This window comes from Ruminococcus sp. 1001136sp1 (assembly GCF_039841815.1).
GTDB lineage: Bacteria > Bacillota > Clostridia > Lachnospirales > Lachnospiraceae > Blautia_A > Blautia_A faecis.
This window is the reverse complement of sequence record NZ_JBDPGY010000011.1, coordinates 50,143-62,866: the sequence shown is the minus strand read 5'-3', so window position 1 is coordinate 62,866 and position 12,724 is coordinate 50,143. Positions and strand designations below refer to the sequence as shown.

Genomic DNA, 12,724 nt, shown 5'->3' with positions numbered 1-12,724 from the left:
CTCTCCTGTCAAACCAGTTTATGCCTGATTGGTAACTGTTCAGCACCTGCTGAATCGTCACTTTATTATTCAGAACATTTTCACCGGATAATATTTCTTCTTCCCTGCATCCCACTGAAAAATACCTGTAAAAGTTCCGTCACTGGCGTACATGCGCACCCAACCCTCTTTGTGCTGGGGACGAACCAGATTGTCGGACAGCGGATTTCCATTTGCCAGAAGCCTGTCCCCGTAAGAATCCGCATAAAGAGCGGGGTACTCAGCCAGAACTGCTTCCACCGGGTCGATCATATCCTGGACGGTTCCATCTGCCACAGCAGCTTCCACCTGGGCGAGCGTATGGCTCTCAAAGAGAGAATACCGACCAACCCTTGACCGGAGCAGTTCTTCCATACAGCCGCCACAGCCAAGCTTCTCGCCAATATCATGGCACAAGGTGCGGATATAGGTTCCCTTACTGCAGGTCACTCTTATTTTCACCAGCGGAAGATGAAATTCCAGAGGCTCTATCTCGTAGAAACACACTGGCCTGGCTTTTCGCTCAACCGTTTTGCCCTCTCTAGCCAGCTCATAAAGTTTTTTTCCATTTACCTTCAGAGCAGAATACATAGGCGGAACCTGAAGCTGCTCCCCTACAAAGCTTTTCAGTACCTTTCGCACTTCCTCCTCGGTCACATTCACCGGCTTCTCTTCCAGAACTGTTCCAGACATATCCTGGGTATCCGTGTCGATTCCAAGATGAAGCACTGCCTCATACGTTTTTTCCTTATCTGTAAGAAGATCCACCAGCTTGGTGCCTTTTCCAAGAGCTACCGGCAAAACACCGGTAGCATCCGGGTCAAGAGTCCCTGTATGTCCTATTTTTTTCATATGGAGAATTCCCCGAAGCTTGGCTACCACATCATGGGAGGTAAAGCCTTTTTCCTTGTGAATTACAATGATTCCCTGAAAATCTGCCATTACTTATCCTGTCCTAAAAGCTGTTTTTCGATCTGCTCTGAAATATTATTGATAACGTCGTACATGGAACCGGCCAGATCGCAGCCTGCTGCTTTCACATGTCCGCCTCCTCCGAAATAGGAAGCGATCTTGCTTACATCTACAGAACCGTTGGAACGGAGTGATACCTTGAATACCTGGCTTTCATGCTCGTAAATAAACATTGCCACTTCCACACCTTTCGTAAGACGGAGCTGGCTTACGATTCCATCCAGGTCTGACGGCTTTACCCCGTAGAAATCCATGTCCCTCAGCTTCATGTAGCCAACGATACATTTGCCATCCAGAAGCATAATGCTCTCTGCCAGAACACGTCCCATGACCTGATTCTGAATGTAGCTTTTCTGATAGAAGGATTCGTCAATAATATTGGAAAAATCAACACCCTTTTCCATCAGGTCACCGGCAATACGCATGGTGTCCGGAGATGTGGAGGAATACTGGAATACACCTGTATCGTGGATCATTCCGGTATAAATAGCAGTTGCAATATCCAGATTGATTTTTTCTTTGTCAAGAAGCTTATACAGAACCTCGCTGGCAGAGCTGATCTCACCATGTACGTGGTTCACATCTGCAAATCCCGGATTGCTCACATGATGGTCAATGCAGACGGTCTTTTTCGCAGAAGCGAAATAATCAGACGCTACTGCCAGACGGTCAGGAGCGCTTACATCACAGGTTACAAAAAGATCATACTCTCTGGGCTCGCCTGCTTCATAATGCACCTCGTCCATGCATGCAATATGTCCGAATACCGGTTTCGGCTTCTCCAGATAGATATCTGCCTTGATTTCAGGATACCATTTCTTTATATACAGATAAAGTGCCATGCAGGAACCTACACAGTCACCATCCGGGCGAACATGTCCCCCAATTCCCATGGTCTTTACGCCATCCAGAATTTCTTCGATTCTCTCCATTCCCTTCACCTCGATTTTTACTCTTCGTCTTCAGTTTCTACTGTATCCTGTTTTTCCCCGTCCTCACTCTCAGTGCCCTTCGAATGGTCGTGTTCGATCACGTCATCAATGAGTCTGGACATATTTACGCCATATTCAATGGACTCATCCAGAATGAAGCGGATTTCCGGCGTATTGCGAAGATTCAGGTTCTTCGCAAGCTGACGGCGGATATAGCCTTCTGCACTTTTCAGCCCTTTAATTGTGGACTGCTTGGATTCCTCGCTGCCAAGGACACTGATAAATGCCTTGCAGGTCTTAAGATCCGGTGCAACCTCCACAGCCATGACAGATGTCATGGGATGGATGCGGGGATCCTTGATCTCACCGCGGATAATGTTGCTCAGTTCTTTCTGAACTTCTGCATTGATCCTTGTATTTTTAATGCTGTTTTTTCTCATTTTTTGGTCTCCTATATGAGTGCAGGCTCTGGACAACGGAAAATTGGGGGCAATGAGCTTGCCCCCAACTGACACCTGCGATTACTACGCTCTAGCGCGGCACCTCAACCATAATATATGCTTCAACTTTATCTTCTTCTTTAACGTCATTGAAATCCTGGAATACAAGACCACACTCATAGCCTGCACGAACTTCTTTGACATCATCTTTAAATCTCTTAAGGGAAGCCAGCTCACCTTCGTAGATCTGCTCCTCGTCTCTGGTGATGCGTACCTTGCATCCTCTCTGGAAGGTACCGTCAAGCACATAGCTTCCTGCGATAGTACCGATACCGGAAGCCTTGAACAGCTGACGAACCTCTGCATGACCGATTACCTTCTCCTCAAATACCGGATCCAGCATACCCTTCATGGCAGCTTCCACGTCCTCAATTGCCTGGTAGATAACACGGTACAGACGAAGGTCAACGCCTTCCTGCTCTGCCAGCTGTTTCGCTGTGGTATCAGGACGAACGTTAAATCCGATGATGATCGCATTTGATGTAGCAGCAAGGCTGACATCAGACTCATTGACAGCACCAACGCCGCCATGGATCACTCTTACAACAACCTCATCATTGGAAAGTTTTACAAGACTCTGTTTTACAGCCTCTACAGAACCCTGCACATCGGCTTTGACAATAATCGGGAGCTCCTTAAGGTCGCTTGCCTGAATCTGGTCAAACAGATTATCCAGGGAAAGTTTACCCTTAGTTTCCTCAAGAAGACGGTTCTTATTCTCGGAAACAAATGCTGCTGCAAAATTCTTAGCCTCTTTATCATTCTCAAAGGACATAAGAACCTCTCCGGCATTCGGAACATCGCCAAGACCAAGGATCTCTACAGGAGTAGACGGACCAGCCTGTTTTACACGGCGTCCCTTATCATCCATCATGGCACGTACTTTACCATTGCATGCTCCGGCTGCGATAAAATCTCCAACATGAAGAGTACCCTTCTGTACAAGGATCGTAGCAACCGGTCCTTTGCCTTTATCCAGCTGAGCCTCGATCACAAGACCTCTTGCTGCACGGTTCGGGTTTGCCTTCAGCTCAGAAACCTCTGCGGTTAAAAGGATCATTTCAAGAAGATCATCAATGCCCTCTCCTGTCTTGGCAGATACCGGAACGAACGGAGTTGTACCGCCCCAGTCCTCAGGAATCAGCTCATACTCGGAAAGCTCCTGTTTTACACGTTCAATGTTTGCACTTGGCTTATCGATCTTGTTGATGGCAACGATGATCTCAACGCCAGCAGCCTTTGCATGGCTGATAGCTTCTACTGTCTGCGGCATAACACCATCGTCAGCTGCAACTACAAGAACAGCGATATCTGTGGAGTTTGCTCCACGCATACGCATGGCAGTGAATGCCTCATGTCCCGGTGTATCAAGGAAGGTGATCTTCTGTCCGTTGATATCAACTACATAAGCACCGATATGCTGTGTGATTCCACCAGCCTCGCCTCTTGTTACGTTTGTCTTACGGATTGCATCCAGAAGAGAAGTTTTACCATGGTCAACGTGTCCCATTACACAGACTACCGGTGGTCTTGAAACCATTGTGGATTCGTCTTCCTCTTCCTCTTTCAAAAGTTCCTCAATTACATCTACTTTTTCTTCTTTTTCTGCAATAATGTCAAATCCAAGAGCAATCTCTTCTGCCTGCTCGAAATCGATCTCGTGGTTTACCGTTACCATCTGACCTTCCATGAACAGCTTCTTAACAATTGCAGATGGCTGCATCTTCATCGCTTCTGCAAGCTCGCGGATGGTAAGCTTCTCTGGAATTGTAATTTCTTTGATCTCCGGTTTCTTCTCTTCCTGTTTCTGCTGCGGAGCAGGCTTCTGAAGTGCTTTCGGGATTCTGGACATCTGGTTTCTGCCGCCCTGGTTTGGTCTGTGTCCGCCACCTGATGTCTTATCAAAATCTTTCTTCTTATTCTTGTTCTCTCTGTCACGCTCACGCTTGCTGTCCTTGGATGTCTTGGTCAGCTCTGGTGTAAAGATTGCGTCAGATCCGCCGCCGCTTCTTCTTGCACCGCCGGAGCGCTGTCCACCCTGGTGGTTCTGTCCGCCAAAGCGTCCTTCACTACGGTTATCTCCGTCTTTTCCTCCGAAACGTCCCTGGCCGCCCTGTGGTCTTCCCTGGCCAAATCTGCTGCCATTTCCGTTTCCATTTCTATTATCTCTGTTGTCACCGCCCTGACGGAATCCACGTCCGTTTCCATCACCCTGGCGCGGTCCTCTGTTCTGGGAGTCTCCCTGTCTTACAGGTCTTCCCTGACCATCATTATTTCTGTTTCCGCGGAATCCGCCCTGGCCGCCCTGTGGTCTTCCCTGGCCAAATCTGCCTCCGTTTCCATTTCTGTCCCCGCGATTATTGTCGCGACCTTCGCCCTGACGGAAATTACGGTTGCCCTGGCCATTTCCCTGACGCTGCTGGCCGTCGTTTCTGTTCTGCTGTGCAGCTGGTCTCTGGGATTCTGTCCTTGGAGCTTCTGCTTTCGGTGCAGCCTGAACCGGTTTTGCAGGCTCTGTCTTCGGTGCACTTACCGGTGCGCTCTTTGGTGCTGTCTCAGCTTTTGGTGCTTCTGCCTTTGGTGCTTCTGTCTTAGGAGCTTCAGCCTTCGGTGCACTTACCGGCTTCGGTGCTTCTGTCTTAGGAGCTTCTGGCTTCGGTGCTGCCTTTACAGGTGCCTCTGCTTTCGCTGCCGGCTGTGCCTGTGCTGCAGGACGTGTGCCCTGTGGACGTGGCTTTCTCTCTCCAGCTGGTTTCTTTCTGTTCTTCCCGCCGTCACTTGCATTCTGTGCATGATATACGCGGATAATATTTTTTTTCTTCTTCGGTGCCTCTGCACCGTCGCCTTCTTTCTTTACTGACACTTTCTGCTCTTCTGTCTTAGGAGTCTCCAATGTTATTCCTTTCTCCTTTCCCGTATCTATAACTTTTTTCACTCTGTTTTTATTCTCTCTGTTTTGCTTATTTCTGTCTTTGGCAGGCTCATGTGAATTTATCACCATATGCCATTCTCCCTTCACCAGTACGAGTCAGGATACGCTTTCACAAGTTCTCCGCAGCTCGTATTATCAAAAATCATTTCCCGGGAACATTTAAAAGCATTCCCTGGAACGCTTTTTTCTCTTTGGTTCAGGTCGTTTTCTCAGACAACAGTGGTATGCTCTAGAGCTCCTTCCCCTCATCCTGCAGCACCTTCCTGATAGCTTCTGCAAAATTCCAGTCCTGTACAGCCAGGCTGGCACGGAATTCCTTGCCCATGGCATGCCCTAACGTTTCTTTATCTGAAAGGATATACAAGGGCACTTCGTAAAATTCACACATGTTCCGGAATTTCTTCTTGGTGTTATCCGAAGAATCTCCGGCTACGATTGCCAGATATCCTTTGCCGGTCTTAATGGATTTCTCAGTGGAAAACTCTCCGCTGACTGTCTTTCCGGCCTTTGTTGCAAGTCCGATCAGGGACAGCGCTTTATTATTCTTCAATACTATCAAACTCCTTCTCAAGGCTATCATAAACCTCATCCGGGATAGCTGCTTTCAAAGAACGCTCCAGTCCATGATTTTTTCTGGCTTTCTCCAGGCACTCACGGCTCTTGCAGATGTAAGCTCCGCGACCGTTTTTCCTGCCTGTAGCATCCAGAATGATCTCATCCTCTGCGGTTTTCAACACCCTGATCATTTCTTTTTTATTTTTCATTTCTCTGCAGCCAGTACACTGGCGCATGGGAATTTTATTCTTCGTCTTCATTCTCTACCGCATCCTCAGTCTCTTCAGACTCTTCACCGGCAGCTGTTTCTTCGCTATCCTGAGAAATTTCTTCTGTAGCGGACTCCTCAGACTCTTCGTACTCGTCATCCTCATAGTACTCGTCGTCATCCTCGTCATAATCATAGAAGTCGCCGGACTCTCTTGCCTGGGTTTCACTCTTGATATCAATCTTAAATCCAGTCAGACGTGCTGCAAGGCGCGCATTCTGTCCTTCTTTACCGATTGCAAGGGAAAGCTGGTAATCCGGAACCACAACAAGTGCAGTCTTCTCATCCGGATCTGCCATAACAGCGATTACCTTCGCCGGACTTAATGCATTCTCGATCAGGATTGCAGGATTCTCATCCCAGTTGATGATATCAATCTTCTCACCGCGAAGCTCATTTACAATCGCACTTACACGGGCACCATTTACACCAACACATGCTCCAACCGGATCTACATCAGGATCGTTGCTCCACACTGCCAGCTTGGTACGGGAACCTGCCTCACGGGCAATGCTCTTGATTTCAACAGTTCCGTCCTTCACCTCAGCAACCTCAGACTCAAAGAGGCGTTTTACAAGGCCAGGATGTGTTCTGGAAACAAGGATACGAGGTCCCTTCGGTGTATCCTTTACCTCAAGAATATACACTTTGATTCTCTCAGTAGGCTTGAAGGTCTCACCCTTCACCTGCTCATTCTCAGCAAGGATTGCATCTGCCTTGCCAAGATTTACGCTTACATTATGTCCTACCACACGCTGTACAATGCCGGTAACAACCTCTTTCTCATTGCCGTGATACTGGTCAAACAGAACTTTACGCTCTTCCTCACGGATTTTCTGAAGGATTACGTTCTTTGCATTCTGTGTTGCAATACGGCCAAATTTGTCAGAGTGAACCGGTACCTTCAGGATATCGCCAACCTCTGCATTGGTGTTCTGCTTCTGTGCTTCTACAAGAGAAACCTCTTCAGCAGGATCTTCTACGAATTCTACAACCTTGCGGTCTGCATATACACTGAAATCGCCTGTTTCTCTGTTAATGGTAACATGTACATTGTCAGCTTTTCCAAAATGATTCTTGTATGCCTGGATCAGGGACTGCTCAATGGCATCCAGCAAAGTTTCCTTGCTGATATTTTTCTCGCGTTCCAGTTCGTCCAGAGCACCCATTAACTCCTTGTTCATTTTTCTTATTTCCTCCTTTTTGCTTTCCAGCATAATCGCTTATTTCTTAAATCGGACATGTCGCCTACTGGCAGCATCTTCCTATATGAAAGTCAGCTGTTCCGCGCCTGTGGTACTCCCACAGCTGCCAGCCCGGACTTTCATGGTAACTTAAAAATCAATTGCCAGACGCACCAGTGCGATATCTTTCTTATCGAAAGTGCGTGGAGTTCCCTCCTCATCAATGGTCACACTGTTATTATCATATGCTGTCAGTTCACCACAAAATTCTTTCTGTTTCTCGATTGTCCGGTAGGTTCTGATTTCTACCAGTTTGCCAATGCTTCTGGCAAAATCTTTTTCTTTCTTCAGAGGTCTGTCAAGTCCCGGAGAGCTGATCTCCATGATGTAGCTGTCCTCGATGAAATCATCTTCGTCAAGCCTGTCGCTGAAAGCCCTGCTTACTGTCTCGCAGTCATTCACTGTGATTCCACCTGGTTTGTCAATGTAGCCGCGAAGATACCAGTTTCCTGCTTCCTTGACATATTCCACATCTACCAGTTCGAATCCATTGCTTTCTACGATCGGAGATAACAATGCTTCTGCTTTCTGTTCATACTCTTCTTTTCTGCTCATTTTTCCCACCTGCCTCTCTAGAGCCTTTTTCAAACACGCTCTAATCCGGTATTCGCGGTTATCACCTGCGAATGCCGCTCTGGTCCTTATCATCAAAAAGAGTGGGCTCACGCCCACTCCTTTGTCAACAAGTTCTGATTTCTTGTATTATTCTAACACCTTTAAATCCAAATTGCAAGGGCTTTTTCTTATAAATGCCCATTTTACAAGGTTTTAACCCATTTTGACAGTATTGTTAAGCTTGTTTCACCAGCAACAGCTTTTACTCTCAGCTCTTTTGAGCTTCTGCTGCACAACCTGTATAACAGCCTTTTCTTCATAATCTGCTGCTTAGATTCTGGGCTTCATACCCTTGGTATCACGTTTGGCCAGCTTTACCTTGTTCAATGCATACGGCTTGTCGTGATACTGAATGGTGTACTCCTGTCTCGGTTCCACCAGATAGGCATGCTCAAGAACATCCCCGTCCCCCAGCTTCATTCCTCTTACACCAACAGAGGTCTTCTTCATAGTAGAAACATCCGTTTTCAGGATACGGAGAAAATAGCCATTCTGACTCTGGAACACCACCTGTTCCATTTCATCTGCAGGACCTACAAATATCAGCTGATCCTCTTCTCCCAGCTTGGTAGATGCAATCGTTCTCTTTGCCACATCGAATTCCTCACCTGCGACAAGCTTGCACATGGAGGTCTTAGTCACGAACAACAGGGTGGATAATTTCACCTGTCCTACAGGTGCCACATAAAGGATCTGCTCTTGGCTGCTGTCGTAGTTACTCAGGTTATCAGCCGGAGTTCCCTTGTCACGGAAGCGCACCAGCGGAATGTCTGCCACTTTGATGGAATGCATGCGTCCCATATCTGTGAAAATGCAGATCTTGTCTGTATTCATACAGGTAAAAATAAATTTATTCTCTGCATGGGCAGCCTCTTTGTTTCTCTCATAAGCATTCTTATCAATAAGGCGCATATAGCCGAAGCGGTCCATAAGGAAGCAGACCTCTGTCTCTTCCATCTTCTTTTCTTCGTAAACTGCCTCTTCTGCGTTCTCGATCACAGTTCTTCTCTTGGTGCTGTATTCTTTTTTGATTCCGTCAAGTTCTTCAATAATTACTTCACACATGGAATCATAGTTGTTCAGAATATCTTCATAAGAAGCAATATTTTTCATAGTCTGGTCATACTCTGCCTGAAGTGCCTCAATTTCCAGTCCGATCAGACGATACAGACGCATTTCCAGAATGGCTGTAGCCTGATTCTCCGTAAATTTCAGATTCTTTGCAGCTTTCTCACTGGCTTTTGACTTGAATCTGATTCCCTCTGTGATACCCTCTACCAGACACTTTTTAACCTGGTCACGGCTCTTGCTGCCTCGAAGGATCTCAATGATCAGATCGATTACATCACAGGCTTTGATAAGGCCTTCCTGAATTTCCTTTTTCTCAAGCTCTTTTCCCAGAAGAGTCTTGTACTTGCGGGTAGTTACTTCGAACACAAAATCCACATGGTGCTCAATCACCTGCTTCAGGCTTAAGGTTTCCGGACGTCCGTCTGCAACAGCCAGCATATTGACTCCGAAGGTGTCTTCCAGTCTGGTTTTCTTGTAGAGCATGTTGGTGAGATTCTCTACATCTGCATCCTTTTTCAGTTCCAGTACAATACGGATTCCTTCCTTGGAGGACTGGTTGGAAATATCCACAATATCTGTGGTTTTCTTGGTTTCTACAAGGGAGGCTACGTCGTTAAGGAATTTTCCAATATTGGCACCGATCATGGTGTACGGAATCTCGGTGATCACCAGCTGCTGGCGACCGCCTTTTACTTTTTCCACTTCCACTTTACCGCGGAGACGGAGCTTGCCGCTTCCGGTCTCATAAATATTCAGAAGATCATCTTTATTTACAACCAGACCGCCTGTAGGGAAATCCGGTCCTTTCAGATAACGCATCAGGCCTTTCACACTGATGTCGTTGTTCTTTATATAAGCCTTCACTGCATCCACAACCTCCCCAAGGTTATGAGGCGGAATGCTGGTGGCCATACCTACGGCGATACCATCTGCACCGTTTACCAGAAGGTTGGGAATCTTCACCGGAAGCACCTGAGGCTCCTTCTCTGTCTCGTCGAAGTTTGGCATAAAGTCCACTACATTTTTGTCAAGGTCTGCCAGAAAAACCTCCTGGGTCAGTTTCTCCAGTCTTGCCTCTGTATATCGCATGGCAGCGGCACCGTCTCCCTCAATGGAGCCGAAGTTTCCATGACCGTCTACCAGGATTTTGCCCTTCTTGAAATCCTGCGCCATTACAACCAGTGCTTCATAAATAGAGCTGTCCCCGTGAGGGTGATATTTACCCATGGTATCTCCAACGATACGGGCGCACTTACGATATGGACGGTCGTAACGGATCCCAAGCTCGTACATATCATACAGGGTTCTTCGCTGTACCGGCTTCAGACCATCGCGGACATCCGGAAGTGCCCTGGAAATGATAACGCTCATGGCATAATCTATATAGGATTTTTGCATCACGTCCGCATAGTCCGTGGCAATTACATTCTCCTGCTTTGTTTCCATAATCTGTTTTCCTTTCAAACACACTCTGGAGCCTGTTTAAAAAATCATTCCTGCAATCTCCCACAAATTGTGACGCACATCTTGCAGAAAGCATTTTTCAAACACACTCCAAGCTAAAATCTGAGGTTCTCCTCTTGCAAAATACTCTTCTATATTACGTTCAGACCATATTCTGCTTTTTCGTCCGAAAAATTCTGCTCTTTCGGATTTCAGCCTTCTTAAATATCCAGTTCTGCATCAGTTGCATGCTCGTAAATAAATGCCTTTCTTGGCGGCACATCGCTTCCCATCAGGATTTCCGTCACGCTGGAAGCCATACGGGCATCCTCAATTTCCACCCGTTTCATTCTCCGGGTTTCCGGATTTAAGGTTGTCTCCCAAAGCTGCTGGGCATCCATCTCTCCAAGACCTTTGTATCTCTGGAGGGTAAAGCTTCCCGGCTTGTGACTGCGGCGGTATTTTTCCAGTGCCTTATCATCATACAGGTACTCTTCGGCACCCTTCTTCGGCATTACTTTGTAAAGAGGGGGCATGGCAATATAAACATGTCCCTCATAGATCAGTTCCGGCATAAAACGATAGAATAAAGTAAGTAAAAGTGTGGAAATATGAGCACCATCCACATCCGCATCGGCCATAATCACGATCTTGTCATAACGAAGTTTGGTGATATCAAAGTCGTTTCCATAGCCTTCGGAAAATCCGCATCCAAATGCATTGATCATAGTCTTGATTTCTGCGTTTGCAAGCACCTTGTCAATGGTGGCTTTCTCCACATTCAGGATCTTACCGCGGATCGGAAGGATTGCCTGATAATTACGATCTCTGGCAGTCTTTGCAGAGCCGCCAGCAGAATCTCCCTCTACGATAAAGATTTCACAAAGTGAAGGATCTTTTTTCTCGCAGTTGGCAAGCTTTCCATTGGAATCGAAGGAATATTTCTGCTTGGTGAGAAGGTTTGTCTTGGCACGCTCCTCTGTCTTACGGATTTTGGCAGCTTTTTCCGCACAGGACAAAATGGTCTTCAAGGTTTCCAGGTTTCGGTCAAAATAGAGTACCAGCTGCTCAGACATTACTTTTCCCGTGGCACGGGCTGCATCCTGATTGTCCAGCTTGGTCTTGGTCTGCCCCTCAAAGCGTGGCTCCGGGTGCTTGATGGAAACAACTGCTGTCATTCCATTACGGATATCTGCTCCTGTGAAATTAGCATCTTTTTCCTTCAGAATACCGATCTCACGAGCGTAAGTATTCATCACCGTTGTAAAGGTTGTTTTAAATCCGGTAAGATGAGTGCCGCCTTCTGCATTGTAAATATTATTGCAGAAGCCAAGTACGTTCTCACGAAATTCGTTGGTGTACTGAAATGCTGCTTCTACCTGGATTCCATCGGCTTCTCCTTTCAGATAAATCGGTTCGTGGAGAGCTTCGGAATTGTGATTCAGGTCTTTGATGTATCCCACGATTCCATCTGGCTCATGATAAGTGATATCTTCAGGAGTATCGCCACGAAGATCCATGAAATGAATGGTAAGGTTGGGATTCAGGTATGCAGTCTCATGGAGACGGCTCTTTACTTCTGTGGATGAAAATCTTGTTTTCTCAAAAATCTCCGGGTCCGGAAGAAAATTGACGCAGGTTCCGGTCTGTCTGGTCTTGCCAAGTCTGGGGAGAAGTCCCTCTTCCAGTTCAATCGTGGGAATACCTCTCTCATAATGATCGTGATGTACAAATCCATCACGGCTGATCTTAATATCCAGATATGTGGACAGGGCATTTACAACGGAAGAACCAACGCCATGAAGTCCACCGCTTGTCTTATAAGCAGAGTTGTCAAATTTACCGCCTGCATGGAGGGTGGTAAATACAAGACGCTCTGCAGATACCCCTTTCGCATGCATATCTACCGGAATACCGCGTCCATTATCAGTGACCGTACAGGAGCCGTCTTTCTCCAATGTTACTTCAATTTCAGAACAGTAACCGGCCAGATGCTCATCTACCGCATTGTCCACGATCTCATAGATCAGGTGGTTCAGACCTTTTCTGGATACGCTTCCGATGTACATTCCCGGACGTTTCCGAACAGCTTCTAATCCTTCCAGGACAGAAATACTACCCGCGTCGTAAGTGTCTTTCTTTGCCATGGTGTTAATTCCTTTCTTACTATCATT

General features: G+C 46.8%; 10 protein-coding genes. All 10 read right to left on the bottom strand.

Going from position 1 to position 12,724, the window contains the following annotated elements; all coding sequences use genetic code 11:
• Positions 1-69: 69 nt before the first annotated feature.
• A complete protein-coding gene (truB, locus tag ABHC48_RS11495) occupies positions 70-960 on the bottom strand; it encodes a tRNA pseudouridine(55) synthase TruB (protein WP_173769369.1) in 891 nt (296 codons plus the stop codon).
• Positions 960-1,922, bottom strand: coding sequence for a bifunctional oligoribonuclease/PAP phosphatase NrnA (locus ABHC48_RS11490; RefSeq protein ID WP_195699682.1), 963 nt, complete (start codon positions 1,920-1,922; stop codon positions 960-962). The genes truB and ABHC48_RS11490 overlap by 1 nt, the downstream gene beginning before the upstream one ends.
• 17 nt (positions 1,923-1,939) lie before the next feature.
• On the bottom strand, positions 1,940-2,362 hold the full coding sequence (gene rbfA, locus ABHC48_RS11485) for a 30S ribosome-binding factor RbfA (protein WP_195408961.1): 423 nt from the start codon (positions 2,360-2,362) through the stop codon (positions 1,940-1,942).
• A 91-nt stretch (positions 2,363-2,453) separates the two neighbouring features.
• On the bottom strand, positions 2,454-5,423 hold the full coding sequence (gene infB / locus ABHC48_RS11480; protein ID WP_347505540.1) for a translation initiation factor IF-2: 2,970 nt from the start codon (positions 5,421-5,423) through the stop codon (positions 2,454-2,456).
• A 160-nt stretch (positions 5,424-5,583) separates the two neighbouring features.
• Positions 5,584-5,904: a ribosomal L7Ae/L30e/S12e/Gadd45 family protein gene (locus ABHC48_RS11475; protein WP_118578684.1), complete on the bottom strand. Its 321-nt coding sequence runs from the start codon at positions 5,902-5,904 to the stop codon at positions 5,584-5,586.
• Positions 5,894-6,169, bottom strand: coding sequence for a YlxR family protein (locus ABHC48_RS11470; RefSeq protein WP_173716346.1), 276 nt, complete (start codon positions 6,167-6,169; stop codon positions 5,894-5,896). The genes ABHC48_RS11475 and ABHC48_RS11470 overlap by 11 nt, the downstream gene beginning before the upstream one ends.
• On the bottom strand, positions 6,153-7,361 hold the full coding sequence (gene nusA / locus ABHC48_RS11465; RefSeq protein ID WP_148462362.1) for a transcription termination factor NusA: 1,209 nt from the start codon (positions 7,359-7,361) through the stop codon (positions 6,153-6,155). The genes ABHC48_RS11470 and nusA overlap by 17 nt, the downstream gene beginning before the upstream one ends.
• Before the next feature lie 150 nt (positions 7,362-7,511).
• On the bottom strand, positions 7,512-7,976 hold the full coding sequence (gene rimP / locus ABHC48_RS11460; RefSeq protein WP_173769371.1) for a ribosome maturation factor RimP: 465 nt from the start codon (positions 7,974-7,976) through the stop codon (positions 7,512-7,514).
• Between the two features lie 330 nt (positions 7,977-8,306).
• Positions 8,307-10,553 carry a DNA topoisomerase (ATP-hydrolyzing) gene (locus tag ABHC48_RS11455; protein WP_148462364.1) on the bottom strand — a complete coding sequence of 749 codons (2,247 nt, stop codon included), beginning with the start codon at positions 10,551-10,553 and terminating at the stop codon, positions 8,307-8,309.
• A 218-nt stretch (positions 10,554-10,771) separates the two neighbouring features.
• Complete coding sequence (locus tag ABHC48_RS11450) at positions 10,772-12,697, bottom strand: DNA gyrase subunit B (protein ID WP_148462366.1); 1,926 nt, start codon at positions 12,695-12,697, stop codon at positions 10,772-10,774.
• Between the last annotated feature and the right edge of the window lie 27 nt (positions 12,698-12,724).

What these genes read in the sequence shown, in the direction of transcription:
- truB (WP_173769369.1), bottom strand. Translation starts at nt 960, where the DNA reads ATGGCAGATTTTCAGGGAATCATTGTAATTCACAAGGAAAAAGGCTTT.
- ABHC48_RS11490 (WP_195699682.1), bottom strand. Translation starts at nt 1,922, where the DNA reads ATGGAGAGAATCGAAGAAATTCTGGATGGCGTAAAGACCATGGGAATT.
- rbfA (WP_195408961.1), bottom strand. Translation starts at nt 2,362, where the DNA reads ATGAGAAAAAACAGCATTAAAAATACAAGGATCAATGCAGAAGTTCAG.
- infB (WP_347505540.1), bottom strand. Translation starts at nt 5,423, where the DNA reads ATGGTGATAAATTCACATGAGCCTGCCAAAGACAGAAATAAGCAAAAC.
- ABHC48_RS11470 (WP_173716346.1), bottom strand. Translation starts at nt 6,169, where the DNA reads ATGAAGACGAAGAATAAAATTCCCATGCGCCAGTGTACTGGCTGCAGA.
- nusA (WP_148462362.1), bottom strand. Translation starts at nt 7,361, where the DNA reads ATGAACAAGGAGTTAATGGGTGCTCTGGACGAACTGGAACGCGAGAAA.
- rimP (WP_173769371.1), bottom strand. Translation starts at nt 7,976, where the DNA reads ATGAGCAGAAAAGAAGAGTATGAACAGAAAGCAGAAGCATTGTTATCT.
- ABHC48_RS11455 (WP_148462364.1), bottom strand. Translation starts at nt 10,553, where the DNA reads ATGGAAACAAAGCAGGAGAATGTAATTGCCACGGACTATGCGGACGTG.
- ABHC48_RS11450 (WP_148462366.1), bottom strand. Translation starts at nt 12,697, where the DNA reads ATGGCAAAGAAAGACACTTACGACGCGGGTAGTATTTCTGTCCTGGAA.